Genomic DNA, 19,862 nt, shown 5'->3' on the forward strand with positions numbered 1-19,862 from the left:
GTAAGAACGCAGGCTGGTGTAAGTCGTGTTAATCAACCGGGGTTGATTCCACCTATCAATACCTCTGGGACCTCAACTCTACCAACCTCTTTAACGTCATCGCCACCGGCCAATCGCAACAGCCTGAGGCAAAGTGTAACTAAAGGTTCAGATTGACATTCTTCTGACATGACCAGGCGTGTAACGATTACACTATTAGGGTGGGTCTGCGTCACGTTTGTGGCGCGAGGGAACCGGCTTCCCTTGAATGCGCGTCACTTTTCCGCAACACTATTTAGTGTGTAAACGCTTACCCCAAATAAGAAGGTTATAAATGGCGACAATAAAGGATGTGGCTCGTCTGGCAGGTGTGTCGGTAGCCACCGTCTCCCGCGTGATTAATGATTCACCCAAAGCCAGTGACGCATCACGCCAGGCGGTACAAAGCGCCATGGAAACCCTGAATTACCATCCAAATGCCAACGCCCGCGCGCTCGCCCAGCAGTCAACGGATACCATTGGGCTGGTGGTGGGCGACGTTTCCGACCCCTTTTTCGGGGCCATGGTTAAAGCGGTTGAACAGGTCTCTTATCAGACGGGTAATTTTTTACTGATCGGCAATGGCTATCACAATGAACAAAAAGAACGCCAGGCTATTGAGCAGCTGATCCGGCACCGCTGCGCGGCGCTGGTTGTTCACGCCAAAATGCTCCCGGATGCCGAACTGATTCACCTGATGAAGCAGATGCCCGGAATGGTGATCATCAACCGTATTATCCCCGGCTTTGAAAAACGCTGTGTGGCCCTCGATGACCGCTACGGCGCCTGGCTTGCAACTCGTCATCTGATTCAACAGGGTCACACCCGGATTGGCTATCTCTGTTCCAATCACCCTATTTCTGATGCGGAAGACCGCCTGCAGGGCTACTACGACGCCCTGCGCGAAAACGGTCTGCCGTGTAATGACCGTCTGGTGGCCTACGGAGAGCCGGATGAGAGCGGCGGCGAACAGGCCATGACGGAGCTGCTGGGTCGTGGACGAAATTTCACCGCGGTTGCCAGCTATAACGATTCGATGGCCGCCGGGGCAATGGGTGTCATGAATGACAACGGGATTGAGGTGCCGACGGAAATCTCACTGATTGGCTTTGACGATGTCCTGGTCTCCCGGTACGTGCGCCCGCGCCTGACCACCGTCCGTTACCCAATCATCACGATGGCCACCCAGGCCGCAGAGCTGGCGCTGGCGCTGGCCGAGCAACGCCAGCCGCCGGAGATTACCCATCTCTTCAGCCCAACGTTAGTGCGCCGTCACTCCGTTGCAGCGCCTGCTGACGCGCAGAGCGAATAACGATACAGGTGTACCGTTTTATCCGGATACTCCAGCCCATCGCCAATATACTGCCAGCCGTAACGTTCATAGAAGTCGCGGCAGGCAGACCAGAGATGGAGTTCCTCGTACCCGGCCCGTGCGGCGAAGCGAATAACGTGCTGCTGTAACTTTCCTGCCAGCCCCTTGCCGCGCGCCGCGTCGTCAACGTAGAGCGCCGCCAGCCACGGAAAAAGATCCTGACGGGTAATCAAATCGCAGCGCCAGAGCCCCACCGTGCCCAGAAGCCGTTCATCTTCTACGGCGATAAAGGTCAGCGGCAGGGCATCCGGCGTCTGGCTGTGCGCAACGATGCTGTGGAAAAATTCCCGCGAAAGCCCCTCGCCAAAGGCCTGCCATAGCCAGTCGGTAACCTGCTCCGCATAGTGCGGTGCCTCGTAAAGCGGGAGGATGACGGTCTTTTTCACGTTTCACCTGCGTTTTTAATGAATATGCTGGCCTGACGCCTCCAGCCCGGCTTGGCGAGTATTTTACCAGAGTCAGACTATTTAGTTTTACTTCTGGCAGGCCAGGCGAATCGTGACCAAAAAGCGTGATCGTGGCAGAAGTTTTGCGCTTCCCGCATCGCTTATACGCTGTCAGGTCTGTGTTAAACTGCAGACCATTACGTGGAAGCAGGAATGTAGAATGGCAACAATGCTGGATGTCTCACTGCGCGCGGGCGTGTCGAAGGCTACCGTCTCGCGCGTGCTGAACGGCACAGGTCAGGTTAAAGAGAGTACGCGTCAGCAGGTCTTTGCTGCGATGGAAGAGCTGGGCTACCGCCCAAACTTTCTCGCGCGTTCGCTGGCTAACCAGACCAGCAACAGCATTGGTCTGGTCGTCTCTACCTTCGACGGCTTTTACTTTGGTCGTCTTTTGCAGCAGGCGTCGCGGCAGACCGAAACCCACGGGAAACAACTGATCGTCACCGACGGTCACGACGCGCCAGAGCAGGAAGAACAGGCGGTGCAGATGCTGGCCGACCGCCAGTGCGATGCCATCGTGCTTTACACGCGCTATATGAGCGAAAAGGCGATCATCAAGCTGATTAATACCGTGCAAACGCCGCTGGTGGTCATCAACCGTGAAGTCAGCCAGGCACCGGAGCGCTGCGTGTTCTTCGAACAGCAGGATGCCGCGTTTAAGGCGGTGGATTACCTGATCAATCAGGGCCACCGGGAGATCGCCTGCATTACCGTCCCGATCCACACCCCCACGGGTAAAGCGCGGCTAAAGGGCTACCGTAAGGCGCTGGAAAAGCACGGCATTCGTCTGGACGAGCGTCGGATAAAGTACGGTGATGCGGGAATGACGCGGGGCTATGAGCTGTGTAAGGAGCTGATTGCTGAAGGGGTATCGTTCAGCGCGCTGTTTGCCTGTAACGATGATATGGCGCTGGGCGCGTCCAAAGCGCTGCATCAGGCAGGGCTTAAGATCCCGCAGGATATCTCCCTGTTCGGCTTTGACGATGCCCCAAGCGCGAAGTGGCTGGAGCCTGCGCTCTCATCGGTTTATCTTCCGATAGATAACATGATCGTCACGGCTATCGATCAGGCGATCCGGCTGGCGAAGAACCAGCCGGTCGATGCGATCCCGCCGTTTACCGGCACGCTGGTATTACGCGATTCGGTCACAACGGGGCCGTACTTTCATCAAACGAGTTCCAGCGCCAGCAGCTCCTGAATGGTCTGACGACGACGGATCAGCCGCGCCTTGCCGTTATCAAACAGCACTTCCGGCAGCAGCGGACGGCTGTTGTAGTTCGAGGACATAGACGCCCCGTACGCGCCGGTATCGTGCAGCACCAGGTAATCGCCAGGCGCTACCTCTGGCAGCGCACGGGTTTCCACTTTGCCGCCTTCCTGCTGGGTAAATACGTCACCGGATTCACACAGCGGGCCTGCGACCACCGTCTCGCGGCGCGGCGCGTGCGTTAAATCGCGGCCATCGGCGGCAAGGGCGGTAATGTGATGGTAGCTGCCGTACATGGACGGACGCATCAGGTCATTAAAGCCCGCGTCAATCAGCACGAAGTGGCGGGAGCCCATCTCTTTGACGCTGCGCACCTGCGCCACCAGCACGCCGGCTTCGGCCACCAGGAAACGACCCGGTTCAATTTCCAGCTTCACGGCATGACCAAGATGCGCGGCGATTTGATCGCGCGCGGCGCTCCACAGGCCGTAATAGTGATCGGTGTCGATCGCCTCTTCCCCTTCGCAATAAGGAATGGAAAGACCGCCACCGGCAGAGATCGCCTCCAGATCCTGGCCGAAGTCGACAACCTGGCGCACCATTGCCCCGCACACCTGCTCCAGGTGCCCGTAATCGACGCCGGAGCCAATATGCATATGAATGCCAACCAGCTTCATGTTGTAGCGCTGCAGCACCTCCAGGGCGGCAGGCATATCGGCGTACCAGATCCCGTGCTTGCTGTTTTCGCCCCCGGTGTTGGTTTTTTGGCTGTGGCCATGACCGAAGCCCGGGTTCACCCGCAGCCAGACGCGATGACCAGGCGAAACCTGCCCAAGCTGCTCCAGCATATCCACAGAACCGGCATTCACCGGCACCTGCAGTTCATGCACGCGCGCAAGCGTGGCGTCGTCGATCACATCCGCGGTAAAGACGATCGCATCAGGATCGGTTTTCGGATCGAACCCGGCCGCCAGCGCACGCTCGATTTCACCCAGCGACACGGAGTCAACCTTCGCGCCCTGCTCGCGCATCAGGCGCAGAATGTGAATATTGGAGCAGGCCTTCTGGGCAAAACGCACCACGTCAAACTGATGCAGGGCGGCGATCTTCTCGCGAACGATCTGCGCGTCATAGACCCATACCGGGCAGCCAAACTCGGCGGGCAGGCGCAGCAGGTTTTCAGCGTTCAAATCGGTATCCGTCTGGTTGAGCGGGCGTGGCATGGTCTTCTCCGGGTCAATTCATTTTTTATGATTACGCCACAGCGGAAGCCGAATAAAAAATATCGTTTTATCGCGAGTCTATGCAAAAATGATATGGACAGTTCTTTGCTTTCAGGTGCCCTATGCCCGCCGTCAATTTACGCCACATCGAGATTTTTCACGCCGTGATGACCGCCGGCAATCTCACCGAAGCCGCACAGATGCTGCATACCTCCCAGCCGACGGTCAGCCGCGAGCTGGCGCGCTTCGAGAAAGTGCTGGGGCTGAAGCTGTTCGAACGCGCCCGGGGAAGGCTTCACCCGACGGTGCAGGGGTTGCGCCTGTTTGAGGAAGTGCAGCGCTCATGGTACGGGCTGGACAGAATCGTCAGCGCGGCGGAAAGCCTGCGCGAGTTTCGTCAGGGCGAGCTGTCGATTGTCTGCCTGCCTGTCTTCTCTCAGTCCTTCTTACCGACGCTGCTCCAGCCTTTTCTGGCCCGCTATCCCGAGGTCAATCTCACCATCGTGCCGCAGGAGTCGCCTCTGCTTGAAGAGTGGCTGTCGGCACAGCGGCACGATCTCGGGTTAACCGAGACCTTCTCGACACCCGCAGGCACGGCGCGCACGGAACTGCTCGCGCTGGATGAAGTGTGCGTTCTGCCCGCCGGGCATCGGCTTGCCCACAAAGCGGTGCTGACGCCCGCGGATTTTCACGGTGAGAACTACATTAGCCTGTCGCAAACCGACAGCTACCGGCAGCTGCTGGATACGCTTTTTGCTGAGCATCAGGTGAAGCGGCGGATGGTGGTAGAAACGCACAGCGCGGCCTCAATATGCGCGATGGTTCGTGCGGGCGTCGGCGTCGCGGTCGTCAATCCGCTTACGGCGCTGGACTATGCCGGGAGCGGGATCGTCATCCGCCGTTTTAGCGTTTCCGTCCCGTTCACCGTAAGCCTTATCCGCCCGTTGCACCGTCCGGCTTCCGCGCTGGTGGACGCATTCACCGAACACTTAGTTGAGCATGCGCGTCAGGCGGCGCTTCGCTTGCCTGACCTGCAAAACCCGTTATGACAGCATAAATTCCACGGCATCTGCCGCGTGAATAGCCGCGGTATCAAACACCGGGATGGGGCTCCGTTCGGCAGGCACCAGTAAACCGATCTCCGTGCAGCCGAAAATCACCCCTTCAGCCCCCTGTTGCGCCAGTTTCTCTATTACGCTCACGTAATACGCACGGGAGGTTTCGCTGAAGGTTCCGAGGCAGAGCTCGTCGAAGATAATCTGATTAATGCGCGCCCGGTCCTCCTCATCCGGGATCAGGCTTTCTATCCCAAACTCGCTGTGCAAGCGCCCGCGATAGAAATCCTGCTCCATGGTGTAACGTGTGCCCAGCAAGGCCACGCGCGACATTCCCGAGGCGCGAATTGCGCGTCCGGTGGCATCCGCGATGTGCAGGAACGGCAGCGAACAGCGCGCTTCAATGTGCGAGGCCACTTTGTGCATCGTGTTGGTACACAGCAGAATGCCCTGCGCCCCCGCACGCTCCAGCCCCAGCGCGGCATCGGCCAGGATCTCTCCCGCTTTATCCCATTCACCGCTCGACTGACAGGCTTCGATTTCATGAAAATCAACGCTGTGCAGCAGCAGGCTCGCGGAGTGCAGGCCGCCCAGACGCTGCTTTACGCCTTCGTTAATCAGGCGGTAATAAGGGATAGTCGATTCCCAGCTCATCCCACCTAACAGGCCAATCGTTTTCATCACCCCTCCTGATCTGTTTAAGCCAGTGAAGCAAACTTGTGATCCTGTTTCCAGTTCTTTATTACGTCGTTTTCTTTTTAAGCTGGTCGATATAAATTAAATAAAACATCGTTTTATTATAAAGGGCAAAACCATGTTTATGTTCCACAAAGAGACCGCGTCTGAAGATCTAGGGAACGGCGTTACGCGCCGCGTGCTGGCCCACGGCGGCAGGATGATGGCGGTTGAAGTGCATTTTGAGCAGGGTGCAATTGGCCCACTGCATAACCACCCGCACGAACAGTTAACCTATGTTCTATCCGGCGAGTTTGAATTTACGATTGGTGAAGAGAAGCATGTCGTGACGGCGGGAGATACGCTCTACAAAAAACCGCATGTGATGCACGGCTGCCTCTGCCTCAGGGCCGGCACGCTGCTGGACACCTTTACGCCTGTCCGCGAGGATTTCCTGAAATAAAAAAAGGCGCTGTTTCAGCGCCTTTCCTGTATGCAGAATTTATTCCGTTACCGGCTCTGGCGATGGGTTTCGGCTGAGCATGGCCTCACGCAGTAACACGCTGCCGCAGGCAAACAGAGCGCCAAGGATCGCTGCCAGAATGACAATCATCCCTTTGCCCGGGCCGTCTTTTTTCACTGGCATCGATGGCGAAAGCTGATACCTGAATGGCTCAAGCTTAACGTCTGCAAAGGAGAGTTTTTTCAGCTGCGCCAGGTAATATTCCCGGTTCTGGAAATCCGCGTTCAGCTCCGTCACGTCCTTGAGATTTTTTTCAATCTTTAGCTTTTGCGCGATACCGTCAGCCCCGAGCGCAACGGAGTAATCCGGATCGTCTTTTACCGCCTGTCCGTTGCTGTACACGGGCTTCTTAATGCCCGCGGCATTCGCCACTTCCAGCGAATAATTCAGCCGCTGCAGGTTGGTGTTGTGCACATTGGTCAGACGAACGCGGTCGAGCGCCAGCTGCTGTTCTACCTCGTTCGTTTTGAGGGCGATCTGATTGCGGATATTTTGCACCGTCTCTTTCTCAACAATTGCCGAGATATAGTCGATATACCCCTCCAGGACGGATTGGGCATCGGCTGCGGTCGGCGCGGTGAAGCTCAATGTCCAGGAGACGAAAGGCGATTTATCCGCGTCTTTTCCCTGAACATCATTCACCGCTTTCATTCTGTCTGCGATATTAACAACCGCACGGTGCAGTTCAAGCGGGTCCACTTCCGTATTCTTAAGCTGCGCCATCACGTAAGGGGAAGAGGTCATATACTCTTCGAGCAATGACTGTGACTGGAATTTTTTAATAAACAGGTCAAAGACTTCCTGACGGGTGACCGGCACCTTCACGTCAAGAACCTGCAGCGCAACCATCATCTGGCGCAGCGGGTTCCACTGTGTCTGTTCCGCCGGAGTGATCACCGCTTTACTGGTCCATTTTTGCGGCAGTAGAAGCGCAATTGCCAGACCTGCCAGCGCGAAAACAAAGATAATGGTGGCAATACGTTTTTTCGCGGTAATCAGAACATCTAACAGACCCAGAAGATCGATCTCTTTTGAACTGACTGCTGGGGGGGCATATGAGGGAAAATCGAGGTCCGTTTTTTTCTTGATATCCATTGCTGACATAACCGTTCTTCTGTTTCGGGTGCAGTAAATTCCTGCCGGATGAGTTCAGTTGCCCGATAATACAAGAAACTAAGAATAATCTGAATGCGAGAATGGACTATCTGAGAGATTGCTATCAAAGTTGGTAGTTATTAAGCATCACGCTAACAAAACGCCGGGTGGCGCTGCGCTTACCCGGCATTACCCCTTACACGCCGATATTTCGCAGTTTCTCCCCGCTCATCAGCTTGCGTTCAATATGCTCCAGCGTCACGCCTTTGGTTTCTGGAATTAGCCAGAATGTGACGCCAATAAATGCCACGTTCAGCACCGTGTAGAGCCAGAAGGTTCCCGCCGCGCCAATCGCATCCAGCAGCGTCAGGAAGGTCGCGCCGATGATCATGTTCGATACCCAGTTGGTGGTGGTGGAACAGGTGATACCAAAATCGCGACATTTCAGCGGCTGAATTTCAGAGCACAGGATCCACACCACCGGCGCGGCGCTCATCGCGTAGCCAGCGATGCACATCATGGTCATGCCCACGGAGAGCCATGAGAGGCCACTGGACGCCGTGCCGTTATCAAACTGCATCAGGCAGTAGCCGAGGATCAGCGTACCGAGCGCCATCACGCTGAAGCCAATTTTCAGCGCTGGCTTACGTCCGGCTTTATCGACGGTGAACACCGCAATAAAGGTGGCGAACATAAAGGTGAGCCCCACCACCAGCGTGGCGATCATCTGCTGTTCGGTGGTGGTAAAACCGGCCATTTTGAAGATGCGCGGCGCGTAGTACATGATGATGTTCATCCCGGTGAACTGCTGCATCGCCTGGAGCAACATCCCGAGAAATACCGCGCGGCGCACGTTGCGGTTAACCTTGAACAATGACCAGCCGCCCTGCTTCAGCTTCAGGCTTTCGCGGATCTCGTTCAGCTCTTCACGCGCTTTCTCAGACGTGTCGCGCAGCATACGCAGCACCTCTTCCGCCTCCACGTGACGCCCTTTTTGCGCCAGCCAGCGCGGGCTGTTCGGCAGGAAAATCACTAATACAATCAACACAACCGCAGGCAGCGCCAGCACACCGAGCATCGCCCGCCAGTTACCGCTGTAGCTGAAGTACGTATCGGACAGGAACGCCAGCACGATGCCCAGCGTCACCATCAGCTGGTACATGCTGATCATCTTGCCGCGCACGTTCTCGCTCGCCATTTCGGAGAGATACAGCGGTGCGGTGTAGGAGGCGATCCCCACCGCCACGCCCAGCAGCACGCGGGAGAGCAGCAGCACTTCAACGTTGGTGGCAAACGCCGAACCAATGGATCCGGCAACAAACAGGACCGCCCCGACCATCAGGCTGTATTTGCGCCCGAGGCGGAACGAAAGCCAGCCGTTAAACAGCGCGCCGATGGCCGCGCCGAGCATCATGCTGCTCACCACCCACTCCTGCAGGCGGTTACTCAGCGTAAAGTGATCGGTAATAAACGGCAGCGCACCGGCGATAACGCCGATATCCAGGCCAAACAGTAAACCGGCCACGGCTGCCGCAATGGAGACAAACTGGTTCATGCGGCGAGTATCGCGCAGCGCAGCGGGCATCAGGGTAGAGTCATTTATAGATGTCATATTTTTCCTGCCTCAACAGCAAAATTCGTTAAGTGAAATTACGAGATAGCGGGGAAAAGTGTCAGGCCGGAAATCGTGAAGATATGGATTATTTCGCTATGGCATAGCGATCTGTGATGGACATTACAATTTCAACTAATGCTGGATAATCACCTTATTTTACTAATACCTTAATTTTTCAGTAATAAAAGTGTGATGGCGGTCATCTATGATTTTTCAGTATGGATTTTTCGTGTTTATCAATATGGACTTTGGCAAATTTTAAGCAAAAAAAACCTCCGCCGAAGAGCAGAGGTATTTGTCATAAGTGGGTCTATCGCGCCAGCCAGCCGCCATCAACCGCGACGGTATAACCATTGATATAGTCCGATGCAGGGGAAGCCAGGAACACAACCGGCCCCATCAGATCGCTCGGAAGCCCCCAGCGGCCAGCCGGAATACGCTCAAGGATCGCCGCACTGCGCTCTTCGTCCGCCCGCAGCTGCTGGGTATTGTTGGTGGCCATATAGCCCGGCGCAATCGCGTTGACGTTGATGTTGTGCTGCGCCCATTCGTTCGCCAGCAGGCGGGTCACGCCCATCACCGCGCTTTTTGACGCGGTGTAAGACGGCACGCGGATGCCGCCCTGGAAGGAGAGCATCGAAGCGATATTAATGATTTTGCCGCCTTTCCCCTGGGCGATGAAGTGCTTCGCCGCCGCCTGAGACATAAAGAACACGCTCTTGATGTTCAGGTTCATGACGTCGTCCCAGTCGGTCTCGCTGAAGTTAATCGCGTCTTCACGGCGGATCAGCCCCGCGTTGTTGACCAGAATGTCGATATGGCCAAACTCCGCCACGGCGCGATCCAGCAGGTCCGGAATGGCGTCGATTTTACGCAGGTCGGCGGTCAGGCTGAGAAAACGACGGCCCAGCGCGGTCACGCGTTCAATCGTTTCCGTGGGCTCAACAATGTTAATCCCGACGATGTCGCAGCCCGCTTCCGCCAGGCCTAACGCCATCCCCTGGCCCAGCCCGGTGTCACAACCGGAAACCACAGCCACTTTACCCTGCAGAGAGAATGCATCCAGAATCATGTTTGTTCCTTACTCTTTCAGCGCCTGTCACCAACAGGCAGATTGATACTTAGCTGCCCGCGACTAGCGCAGATCCTTAACAGCGACGTGGTCCATGTCATCGAAGACCTGGTTTTCTCCAACCATACCCCAGATGAAGGTATAGGCTTTCGTCCCCACGCCGGAGTGAATAGACCAGCTGGGTGAAATGACCGCCTGCTCGTTATGGATGACGATATGGCGCGTCTCCTGCGGCTGTCCCATCATGTGGAACACGCAGGCATCGTCGTCCATGTTGAAGTAGAAGTAGACTTCCATGCGGCGCTCATGGGTATGGCACGGCATGGTGTTCCACAGGTTGCCCGGAGCCAGTTCAGTCAGCCCCATGCTGAGCTGGCAGGTTTCCAGCACATCCGGAACGAAGTATTTATTGATGGTACGGCGGTTGCTGGTGAGGTTATCGCCCAGCGTCACGGGCGCAACGTCCGCTGGCGTCACTTTTTTGGTTGGATAAGCGGTGTGCGCGGGGGCGCAGTTGTAGTAAAACTTCGCCGGCTTAGCGCCGTCGATGCTGGCAAAGACCACCTCTTTCGCCCCTTTGCCGACGTACAGCCCGTCGCGGTGGCCAATCTCGTAGCACTGGCCGTCCACGGTAATCGTGCCCGGCCCGCCGATATTAATCACGCCCAGTTCACGACGCTCCAGGAAGTAGCTGACGCCCAGCTGCTTGCCCACTTCGCCGCCCACGGAGACGGTTTTCGCCACCGGCATAATGCCGCCCACAATAATGCGGTCGATGTGGCTATAGACCATGGTGTACGTGTCGGCTTCGAACACCTGCTCAATCAAAAACTCGCTGCGCAGCCCCTGAGTATCCAGCGTTTTGGCGTGCGCGCTGTGAATGCTTTGTCTGACGTCCACGGTAACCTCCAGATGTGGTCATTCCCGAAAGAAGAAAATAAACGAAACAGCGTTCCGTTTTTCATTATGAGCACATACTAGCGGCAGAAAATAGGCTTTTCAACCCAACTTAAAACAACGTTTCATTTTTTATTTTATTTATAGCGGAAATGACGTTCGGATCACGATAAATACGCCAGGCAAAAAGAGCGCGATAAAAAAAACCTCCCGAAGGAGGTTTTTTTAATGAGGTAAGATTAGCGCTCGATGGCCAGCGCCACCCCTTGTCCGCCGCCTATACAGAGAGTAGCTATCCCTTTGCGGGCGTTTCGCTTTTTCATTTCGTGGACCAGGGAGACCAGGATTCGGCAACCGGACGCACCGATGGGATGCCCCAGCGCAATGGCCCCGCCGTTTACGTTGACCCGCAGCGGATCCCACTCCAGCATTTTGCCGACCGAGATCGCCTGCGCGGCAAAGGCTTCGTTCACTTCAATCAGATCCACATCAGAAAGCTGCCATCCTGCGCGCTCCAGGCAGCGGCGGGTAGCGTAGACCGGCGCGATCCCCATTAACGCAGGATCCACGCCCACGCTGGCAAATGCCTTAATGCGGGCCAGCACGGGGAGATCGAGTTCAAGGGCTTTGCTTTCACTCATCATCATGACGGCCGCGGCGCCGTCGTTAATGGAAGAGGCATTTCCCGCCGTGACCGAGCCTTGGGTTTCAAACGCGGGATTCAGTCTTGCCAGGCCTTCAGCACTGGCATCGGTGCGCGGCTGTTCATCGGTATCTATAACGATAACATCGCCGTTCTGACGCTGCGTGCTGACCGGGACAATCTCGTCGCGAAAACGACCGGAATCAATCGCGGCACGCGCTTTTTGCTGCGAACTTAGCGCATAGGCGTCCTGCAGTTCGCGGCTGATGCCGTACTCGCGCGCCAGATTTTCTGCCGTCACGCCCATATGATAGTCGTTGAACGCATCCCACAGCCCGTCATGCACGAGGCTGTCGAGCAGCTGGCTGTTGCCCAGCTGCGCGCCGGTACGGCTGTCGGTCAGAACGTGCGGCGCGCGGCTCATGTTCTCTTGTCCGCCAGCAATAACCACATCCGCTTCACCGCACTGAATGGCCTGGGTGGCGAGATGCAGCGCTTTTAATCCTGAACCACAGACGTCGTTAATGGTGATGGCGGATACGGTATTGGGCAACCCGCCCTTCAGCGCCGCCTGGCGCGCAGGGTTCTGCCCGGCTCCGGCCGTGAGAACCTGCCCCAGGATCACTTCATCAACTTCATGTGCGGCGATCCCGCTACGTTCCACCAGCGCTTTAACTACCACGCTGCCCAGGTCAACCGCCGAGTGACGCGCAAGCGCTCCCTGAAAACAGCCGATAGCCGTACGCAACGCACCCACTATTACGACATCTTTCATCACGACCTCTGTGTTAAATGACATGACGATAGTAGAGGATTGTTACTGGCAATTATCTTAATTGTTTAAAAATAGTGAGTTTAATCACAAGGATTAGCGCGCATCCTGCAGATACTGCCGCAGCCAGCTTCCGGCAACGCCGGGCGGGGATCGTTTATTCCACAGCAAATCGATGCCGATCGCCCTTGGCCAGCCGGGAACATTGAGCTGTACCAGCGATTTCGCCGCGGCGAATTCATCCACCAGCGCGCACGGCAGCACGCACCAGCCGAAACCCTGGACGGCCATACTCAGCAGTAACAGGTAGTTCGGCGCTGACCAGACGGGCCCCCGAGCAATCTCAGCCTCGCGCTCAAGGTAGGTGCTGAGCCTCAGCTCCCGCCAGCCGTGCAGCTCGTCGCTCTGCACCTCGTGTTGCCCGGCGAGCGGGTGCGTGGTCGCGACATATATCGCCATTCGGGTCTGCACCGGCAGCCGGGTGGCGCCAATATCCGTAGGATAACTGTCTCGCGCTTCCGTCAGACCCACCTGCGCGCGCTCCTTTTGCAGCAGATCGATCACGTCTTCTTCCTCGCCAATCAGACATTCGAATTCCGTATGGGGAAAGCGGGCGTCAAACTGCTTCATCAGATCTTCCAGCACGTCCGGGTTGAGGGTATCGGAAAGGACAAACGTCAAACGCGCTTCGGTTCGTGCCGTTAACGACACCGCCAGCTCATCAAGCCGCGTGCTGGCGGCGAGGATGGCCTGCACGTAGCCCAGCACCTGTTCCCCCTGGACCGTTAGCACCGGCTGCCGCGCCGAGCGGTCAAACAGTTCGAAACCCAGATCGGCCTCAAGATTGGCAATGGAGGTGCTGATCGTCGACTGGCTTTTACGCAGCCGGCGCGCGGCAGCAGAGAAAGAGCCTGCCGCAACGGTCTCAACAAACGCGGTAAGGGCTTCAGGTGAATAGTGCATAACCTATCTACTTTATCGATGGATACCATCTTTAATATATCAGCTTTAACGATAAAAATAGGCTGCATCAACGCCCATACCGGCGAATTAATGAGGTCTACACTATGCAACACCAGGATGTACTCCAACGTAAGCTGCCGGAGCGGATCTTCCACGCTGTCTGTTTCGAAGGGATTGCCACGGCAATTCTCGCCCCCACGGCGGCGTGGCTGATGCAGCGCTCCGTGGTGGAGATGGGCGGGTTAACCATTATCCTGGCTACCACCGCCATGCTCTGGAACATTATCTATAACTTCGGCTTCGACCGTTTCTGGCCTGTCCAGCGCGTAAAACGTACGGCAAAAGTGCGTGCGCTGCACGCGCTGGGGTTCGAATGTGGGTTTATTGTGATTGGCGTGTCGATTGTCGCCGCCGTGCTGGGCGTGACCTTGCTTCAGGCATTTACGCTGGAAATAGGTTTCTTCCTGTTCTTCCTGCCGTACACCATGTTCTATAACTGGGCATACGATAACCTGCGCGAGAAATTTCTTAAGCGCCGCCAGCAACGACGCGCTCTGGCAGGCTAAAATCACGCTGGCCGGACGCCCGTTCCGGCCAAACTCCGTCGAAGCAACTGCGCTCTTCAGGCATAACTATGGTAAATTGCACGCCATTCTGATGGTTTGTTAGTTGAAACGTTGCTCTAATGTCGAAAATTTGGTCAAAAGATGAGACTCTCTGGAGTTTCGCTCTCTATGGCACGGCCGTGGGCGCAGGAACGCTGTTCTTGCCCATTCAGCTGGGCTCCGCAGGCGCTATTGTCCTGTTTATCACCGCCCTTGTGGCCTATCCGTTAACCTACTGGCCGCACCGGGCGCTGACGCAATTTATTCTCTCTTCAAAAACAAAAGGTAATGAAGGGATCACCGGCGCCGTCTCCCACTACTATGGTAAGAAGATTGGCAACCTGATCACCACGCTCTATTTCATCGCCTTCTTTGTGGTGGTGCAGATATATGCGGTGGCCATCACCAACTCGTTAACCGAACAGCTGGCGAAACACCTGACGGTAGATATCGTCGTTCGCGTGCTGGTCAGCCTGGGCGTGGTGCTGGTTCTGAATCTGATCTTCCTGATGGGACGGCATATCACAATAAAAGTGATGGGCTTCCTGGTGTTTCCGCTGATTGCCTATTTCCTGTTTGTCTCGCTCTACCTGATCGGCAGCTGGCAACCCTCGCTGCTGACCAGCCAGATGGCCGTCGATCGCCATACGCTGCACCAGGTTTGGATTTCGATTCCGGTGATGGTGTTTGCGTTCAGCCATACCCCGATTATCTCCACATTTGCCGTTGACCGTCGCGAGAAATTTGCCGACGGCGCCATGGATAAATGCAATAAAATCATGAAGGTGGCGTACCTGATCATCTGCCTGAGCGTGCTGTTCTTTGTCTTCAGCTGCCTGCTCTCTATTCCACCGTCGTATATTGTAGCTGCCAAAGAGCAAGGGGTAACGATCCTGTCCGCGCTGTCGATGATGCCTTCTTCACCGGCGTGGCTGGGCATTTCCGGCATTGTGGTGGCGATTGTTGCGATGTCGAAATCGTTCCTCGGTACCTATTTTGGGGTGATTGAAGGGGCGACGGAGATCGTGAAGTCGTCGCTAAATCAGATCGGCGTAAAAAAAAGCCGCGCCTTCAACCGCGCGCTTTCCATTATGGGGGTGTCGTTAATCACCTTTGCCGTCTGCTGCATTAACCCGAACGCCATTTCGATGATTTACGCCATCAGCGGTCCGCTTATCGCCATGATTTTGTTTATCATGCCGACGCTGTCGACGTATCTGATCCCCTCCCTGAAACAATACCGTTCCATTGGCAGCCTGCTGACGCTGATCGTCGGCGTGCTGTGCGTGTCGGTGATGTTTGTGGGCTAAACATACTCATGCCCGACATTCTGTCGGGCATGCCTCTCAGTCTCGCCCTGCTGACTCCAGCGGAAAAGGTCTGTCCTGCACTACCGTTTTCATGACAAGCGTAGAGCGAAGGTGCTGCACGCCAGGCATGGCGGAGAGTTTCTCGTCATAGAGTTTCTGAAAGGCCGACAGGTCGCGGGTCACAACGTGCATCAGATAATCCGGATCGCCAAACAGACGCTGTGCCAGCACGATCTGTGGGATCTCTTCTACCGCCTCTTCAAACGCGCTTACCGCCTTTCGGTCACCCTCTTTTAGCGTCGCAAACACTATCGCCAGAAAGTTAAAGCCCATTTTGGCGGGGTCAAGGCTGGCACGGTATCCCGTTATGGCCCCGCTTTGCTCCAGCGCCCGGACGCGACGATGGCACGGTGAAAGGCTCAGATTCACCCGTTCAGCCAGCTCGGTAAGGGATAAGCGGCCATCGGACTGCAGCTCCGCAAGAATTTTTCGATCGATGCTATCCATGTGGAAGATTTTCTCATTTTGACGGTGTTATGAGCATAACATTGAAAGCCTATTTCGCAGGGTTAGCGATATTCTTTTTCTCAACTTTGACGCACTGCAGGAGTCTTCAGGACGATGGAAATGAGTATTGTGGCCGGCTTTTGGGTGGTTTCGTTTCTGCTCATCATGACGCCTGGCGCCGACTGGGCCTACGCCATTAGCGCCGGGATTAACGGGCGGCGCGTGGTGCCGGCGGTGATGGGGTTGATGTCAGGGCATCTGTTAGCCACGCTGATCGTGGTGGCTGGCGTAGGCGTACTGATTGCTCAACATCCTCTGGCGCTAACCGGGCTGACCATTGCGGGGGCCGTGTATCTCCTGTGGCTTGGCATTACGCTATTACGTCATCCCGCCGCGCCGGAAAAGGCCACCCACCACGCGGGAAACTGGAAACAGTGGGCGGTGAAAGGGCTCTGCATTAGCGGCCTTAACCCGAAAGTTTTTTTGCTTTTTCTGGCGCTGCTTCCGCAGTTTACAGACCCTGCCGGAAGCTGGTCGATAGCGATGCAGATGTCCGCGCTTGGCGTGATGCACCTGATCACCTGCACGCTGGTCTATCTGCTGGTGGGGTATGGTTCGAGAGCGGTGCTGGCGACCCGGCCACAGGCGGCGCGTCTGGTGAGCATGGCATCGGGCGGGATAATGGTGATGATCGCGTTGGTATTGCTGTTTGAACAGATGAGATAAAAAAACACCGGCCATCGCCGGTGTGTTTTACGCCCGAATATCGTCATATTCCCGCGTGTTATCAAATTCATGCTTCGCAAACGGGCACAGCGGGATAATTTTGCGGTTCTCACCGCGCATCTTCTCAACCACTTTCGCCACCAGCTGCTTGCCCACACCCTGCCCCTTCAGGCTCGGATCGACATCGGTATGCTCAATAATGCTCAGGTGCTCGCCGGTCGGCACGAAGACAATCTCAGCGACCTGATTGCCGTTCGCATCGTTTACGTAAAACTTGTTGTGGCCTTCCAGAATATCCATGGTTCCTCGCTTATTTTTGGCGGTACTTCAGCGCACCGCTCGGGCAGGTATCAATCACGCGTACAACCGTTTCCACGTCCACTTCATCAGGAACAATCCACGGCTTACGCTTCAGATTAAACAGCTTTGCGCTCCCACGCACGCAGTTACCGGAGTGTTTGCAGATCCCGGTGTTGAAGTAAACGTCAATTTTCTCGCCGGTATAGGCCCGGTAGCCTGCATCCAGTAGTTCTTTATCCATGACATTGCCTCTGTAATTATTCTCGTGCTGAATGAAGCATAGCCTTATGGGATCCCGATAGCTATCACGCTAAAAACGAAAAGCCAGCTCGCAACACTTTTCGCCGGATTGCGTCCCCCTGCGTACATCGGTGGGTGCGCATACTGGCTGTTTTACGCATTAAGCGTGATCCGACATTCTGTTACTGAGTATCCCCGGTGAGATGTTTAAAATTAAACAAGTTTAATCTGAAGATGAGCCTGTCGTTTACGATAATGTCCGCTCTGCTTATTTAACATGAGTTACCCATGAAGACACGGCCATTATTACTGACTCTGCTCAGCCTCAATTTATTAACCGCCTGCATCGCTTCTGAGCCAGATAAGGTTGAACAAATACACCATCTGCAGGTCCCGCTAGTTTTACCGGGAGAAAAACCGCCTGCCGTTCCGGCATCACATATTGCAGCACTTTATGAAGAAAATAAAATACAGATAAATAAAATAGCAACACAGCTGAAATCACAGTATTTGCAGCACGCCACCGCGAAGGATATTTTCACCGAAGATAGCCCCGTTCAGCCGGTCTACGCCTCGCTGACAAAACTGGAACAGCTTGAAATGATTAATCAGCAATACTTGAAAGATAAAAATGTTATCGGTCTGCAAAAGATTAAACTTGCCCTTCAGCCTTTAGTCACTTAAATACCAAAAAGCCCAACTGCTGAGCAGCTGGGCTTTTTTAATTGAGAGGCTAACAACGATTAATCGTGCTGTCCGAATCGCCATGTCAGGCCTGCCGTTACGGAGCTTACGTCGCTGCTGACGCCAATCTGGTTGGCGTTACCCACATTGCTTACCCATTGATATTCCAGGCGGCCAGCCAAATTTTTGTTGAACGCATACTCCGTCCCCACTGCGGCAAGCGGGCGAATGCCTGTATCAAAACGATTGTGACCACTTACATCAGATTCTGCGCGATACGCCATCGCCCCGGCACGCCCATAGATATCCCAGCTGTCGGTCACGGCATAGCTTGCTTTTAAGGACATCTGCAGCCCCTGGCTTTTCATTTGTGCGCCCGCACTATGGTTACCTTTCATCTGCATATTTCCTAAATAATCATAACCACCTTCTACTGCGAGCCAGGGTGTCATCTGATAGCCAGCGTAAACCCCACCGCCGACGTTATCATGATCGATATTATACTGGCTTGAGCCATTGTTATTATCGTTCGCTTTAGAACCTGTGCTGGCGTCAAAATAGTGTGACCAGCCAAATTTAGCCCCGCTATACCATGTACCTGTATCCGCAGCTGCAAATGCAGCCGTTGCAGTGAACGCGTTAGCAATAATTAATGCAAAAAGTGTCTTCTTCATACAATTCCCGTTTACTCTGCTAAATATTTTCAGTGCGCAAACGATATAGACAAACGAGAACAACGTGAAATGCTTTTCTGTTTAATTTTAAATTTTAGAACGACTCAGGCAAATTTCCCACTTCCAGTAAATAACCGCCCCGCTTAAACGCAATATATTGACCTTGCTTAAGCGCCGATAATACGTTGAGAATGCTGCTGCGTGAAAGAAGCGTACGATCCTGAATATATTCCAGAATGCTCGTCCGCATACGCGCCTCTTCGGGAAGTAATATCATCTCCTGCAGATAGCTACGAATCACGGAATAGGTACGTTGCTGCACGACCTGTGCATCACGATAAATCAGATACGCCGTATGATACGACAGTAAGGCCGCAACGTCTTCCCAGACGCCCTTTTCACGAAATAGCGCAGCTGCTTCATCTGCATCAGCACGTAAAATTATAGACTCTCTTTCTGCACGTAAAATATGCCCTTGTGTCGGCTGGATCATCTCGGCAATGCCGAACAGATGAGGCTCGAAAACGGTCACTAAGAGCAGTCCATCAGAGGCCCGCAGCAGCGAAAGCTCCCCGTCCTGAAAAAGGTACATCTGCTGGTGACCTTTGTGTTTCCAGGTGATCCGCTTGCGCGGCGCGAGCTTCACTTTCTCTGCAATTGGCTCAAGGATCGCCGTCAAACGTTCAATGGATTGTTCAGGCCGAACAGGAGGTAAAATATTCATAACACAGCCTTTTAGCGTTGGGTAATGGCCAGTATAGACTACAACAGTCATTGATCAGACAAGTATGAGGGGGAAGTGATATCAGATAGAAAAACATGAGTAAAAAGAAACTTTGTTTATTTTTGAATTTCCCATCAAGAACGTCGGTAATAGGTAACTGATATTTGTTGGTGCTTGCTCTAATACCTATGAAAACACTGGGGAGAAAAGACTATTAAAACCTGAACAATCTTTTCTTCTTACACATCACCTCATTAAGATTACTCCTAATAAAACAACAAATATTTGTTGTTTTTTAAATAATTACGAAATATCAAGCCGAAACAGGCCGTTCCAGCTTTTGAATTGTATATACAGCCTGACTATTCTCTTTCGAGCCGAAAACATTCCGGAAATGAATATGCGTAAAGTGTAATACATATAGATTCATTTATTCGCTTTATCAGGCTGTTAGCCGATGTGAGCCATTAAAAAACTCATTTCGCAAGGACTATCTTTCAATGGCGAAATTGTACG

The 19,862-nt window shown here is 54.5% G+C and carries 22 protein-coding genes; 8 read left to right on the plus strand and 14 right to left on the minus strand.

Going from position 1 to position 19,862, the window contains the following annotated elements:
- Nucleotides 1-313: 313 nt before the first annotated feature.
- Nucleotides 314-1,330 (plus strand): HTH-type transcriptional regulator GalR, encoded by a 1,017-nt coding sequence (gene galR, locus ACR42C_RS18390; protein WP_116341842.1) that lies wholly within the window; start codon nt 314-316, stop codon nt 1,328-1,330.
- On the opposite strand, the gene ACR42C_RS18395 is transcribed toward galR, so the two are convergent.
- The gene (locus ACR42C_RS18395) at nt 1,291-1,776 is read right to left on the minus strand and encodes a GNAT family N-acetyltransferase (RefSeq protein WP_163329623.1); all 486 of its coding nucleotides are present in this window, start codon (nt 1,774-1,776) and stop codon (nt 1,291-1,293) included. The two genes, galR and ACR42C_RS18395, sit on opposite strands and share 40 nt — an antisense overlap.
- A gap of 220 nt (nt 1,777-1,996) precedes the next feature.
- On the opposite strand from ACR42C_RS18395, the gene ACR42C_RS18400 reads away from it, so the two are divergent.
- The gene (locus ACR42C_RS18400; protein WP_479984414.1) at nt 1,997-3,034 is read left to right on the plus strand and encodes a LacI family DNA-binding transcriptional regulator; all 1,038 of its coding nucleotides are present in this window, start codon (nt 1,997-1,999) and stop codon (nt 3,032-3,034) included.
- On the opposite strand, the gene lysA is transcribed toward ACR42C_RS18400, so the two are convergent.
- The gene (lysA, locus tag ACR42C_RS18405) at nt 3,004-4,266 is read right to left on the minus strand and encodes a diaminopimelate decarboxylase (RefSeq protein ID WP_479984415.1); all 1,263 of its coding nucleotides are present in this window, start codon (nt 4,264-4,266) and stop codon (nt 3,004-3,006) included. The two genes, ACR42C_RS18400 and lysA, sit on opposite strands and share 31 nt — an antisense overlap.
- A 122-nt stretch (nt 4,267-4,388) precedes the next feature.
- Between lysA and ACR42C_RS18410 the strand changes: the two genes are divergently transcribed.
- Nucleotides 4,389-5,315 (plus strand): LysR family transcriptional regulator, encoded by a 927-nt coding sequence (locus ACR42C_RS18410; RefSeq protein ID WP_116341848.1) that lies wholly within the window; start codon nt 4,389-4,391, stop codon nt 5,313-5,315.
- Here the strand turns inward: ACR42C_RS18410 and ACR42C_RS18415 are convergent.
- Nucleotides 5,310-6,002 (minus strand): aspartate/glutamate racemase, encoded by a 693-nt coding sequence (locus ACR42C_RS18415; RefSeq protein ID WP_116341851.1) that lies wholly within the window; start codon nt 6,000-6,002, stop codon nt 5,310-5,312. The genes ACR42C_RS18410 and ACR42C_RS18415 overlap by 6 nt on opposite strands.
- Nucleotides 6,003-6,135: 133 nt before the next feature.
- On the opposite strand from ACR42C_RS18415, the gene ACR42C_RS18420 reads away from it, so the two are divergent.
- Nucleotides 6,136-6,459, plus strand: a complete 324-nt coding sequence (locus ACR42C_RS18420; RefSeq protein WP_163329624.1) for a cupin domain-containing protein — start codon at nt 6,136-6,138, stop codon at nt 6,457-6,459.
- 39 nt (nt 6,460-6,498) lie between these two features.
- On the opposite strand, the gene wzz(fepE) is transcribed toward ACR42C_RS18420, so the two are convergent.
- The 6 genes from wzz(fepE) to ACR42C_RS18450 form a co-directional block, all read right to left on the minus strand.
- The gene (wzz(fepE), locus tag ACR42C_RS18425; RefSeq protein WP_302221246.1) at nt 6,499-7,623 is read right to left on the minus strand and encodes an LPS O-antigen length regulator Wzz(fepE); all 1,125 of its coding nucleotides are present in this window, start codon (nt 7,621-7,623) and stop codon (nt 6,499-6,501) included.
- A gap of 187 nt (nt 7,624-7,810) precedes the next feature.
- Complete coding sequence (gene araE, locus ACR42C_RS18430) at nt 7,811-9,226, minus strand: arabinose-proton symporter AraE (RefSeq protein ID WP_395313286.1); 1,416 nt, start codon at nt 9,224-9,226, stop codon at nt 7,811-7,813.
- 313 nt (nt 9,227-9,539) lie between these two features.
- Entirely contained in the window at nt 9,540-10,301 is a 762-nt protein-coding gene (kduD, locus tag ACR42C_RS18435; protein WP_116341857.1) for a 2-dehydro-3-deoxy-D-gluconate 5-dehydrogenase KduD, read from the minus strand.
- Nucleotides 10,302-10,364: 63 nt separating this feature from the next.
- On the minus strand, nt 10,365-11,201 hold the full coding sequence (kduI, locus tag ACR42C_RS18440) for a 5-dehydro-4-deoxy-D-glucuronate isomerase (RefSeq protein ID WP_479984416.1): 837 nt from the start codon (nt 11,199-11,201) through the stop codon (nt 10,365-10,367).
- Between the two features lie 236 nt (nt 11,202-11,437).
- Nucleotides 11,438-12,616 carry an acetyl-CoA C-acetyltransferase gene (locus tag ACR42C_RS18445; RefSeq protein WP_479984417.1) on the minus strand — a complete coding sequence of 393 codons (1,179 nt, stop codon included), beginning with the start codon at nt 12,614-12,616 and terminating at the stop codon, nt 11,438-11,440.
- Nucleotides 12,617-12,709: 93 nt separating this feature from the next.
- A complete protein-coding gene (locus tag ACR42C_RS18450) occupies nt 12,710-13,576 on the minus strand; it encodes a LysR family transcriptional regulator (protein WP_116341863.1) in 867 nt (288 codons plus the stop codon).
- A gap of 104 nt (nt 13,577-13,680) precedes the next feature.
- On the opposite strand from ACR42C_RS18450, the gene ACR42C_RS18455 reads away from it, so the two are divergent.
- Entirely contained in the window at nt 13,681-14,142 is a 462-nt protein-coding gene (locus ACR42C_RS18455) for a multidrug/biocide efflux PACE transporter (RefSeq protein ID WP_116341865.1), read from the plus strand.
- Between the two features lie 119 nt (nt 14,143-14,261).
- A complete protein-coding gene (locus tag ACR42C_RS18460) occupies nt 14,262-15,491 on the plus strand; it encodes an amino acid permease (protein ID WP_116341867.1) in 1,230 nt (409 codons plus the stop codon).
- A gap of 36 nt (nt 15,492-15,527) precedes the next feature.
- Here ACR42C_RS18460 and ACR42C_RS18465 read toward each other — a convergent pair whose 3' ends face one another.
- Nucleotides 15,528-15,998 carry an Lrp/AsnC family transcriptional regulator gene (locus tag ACR42C_RS18465; RefSeq protein WP_061097185.1) on the minus strand — a complete coding sequence of 157 codons (471 nt, stop codon included), beginning with the start codon at nt 15,996-15,998 and terminating at the stop codon, nt 15,528-15,530.
- Between the two features lie 114 nt (nt 15,999-16,112).
- Here ACR42C_RS18465 and ACR42C_RS18470 point away from each other — a divergent pair, with 114 nt between their 5' ends.
- On the plus strand, nt 16,113-16,724 hold the full coding sequence (locus ACR42C_RS18470; RefSeq protein ID WP_116341869.1) for a LysE family translocator: 612 nt from the start codon (nt 16,113-16,115) through the stop codon (nt 16,722-16,724).
- Nucleotides 16,725-16,751: 27 nt separating this feature from the next.
- Here the strand turns inward: ACR42C_RS18470 and ACR42C_RS18475 are convergent, their stop codons facing one another.
- Nucleotides 16,752-17,024, minus strand: coding sequence for a GNAT family N-acetyltransferase (locus ACR42C_RS18475; RefSeq protein ID WP_013098585.1), 273 nt, complete (start codon nt 17,022-17,024; stop codon nt 16,752-16,754).
- A gap of 10 nt (nt 17,025-17,034) precedes the next feature.
- Nucleotides 17,035-17,265: a 4Fe-4S mono-cluster protein YjdI gene (gene yjdI / locus ACR42C_RS18480; protein ID WP_032660181.1), complete on the minus strand. Its 231-nt coding sequence runs from the start codon at nt 17,263-17,265 to the stop codon at nt 17,035-17,037.
- Between the two features lie 287 nt (nt 17,266-17,552).
- Between yjdI and ACR42C_RS18485 the strand changes: the two genes are divergently transcribed.
- On the plus strand, nt 17,553-17,948 hold the full coding sequence (locus tag ACR42C_RS18485; protein WP_479984418.1) for a hypothetical protein: 396 nt from the start codon (nt 17,553-17,555) through the stop codon (nt 17,946-17,948).
- A gap of 59 nt (nt 17,949-18,007) precedes the next feature.
- Here the strand turns inward: ACR42C_RS18485 and ACR42C_RS18490 are convergent, their stop codons facing one another.
- Entirely contained in the window at nt 18,008-18,622 is a 615-nt protein-coding gene (locus ACR42C_RS18490) for an outer membrane beta-barrel protein (protein ID WP_479984419.1), read from the minus strand.
- A 94-nt stretch (nt 18,623-18,716) separates the two neighbouring features.
- A complete protein-coding gene (locus tag ACR42C_RS18495) occupies nt 18,717-19,346 on the minus strand; it encodes a helix-turn-helix domain-containing protein (protein WP_116341877.1) in 630 nt (209 codons plus the stop codon).
- Between the last annotated feature and the right edge of the window lie 516 nt (nt 19,347-19,862).

The sequence above is a fragment of the Enterobacter sp. MG-EB028 genome, from assembly GCF_056673305.1.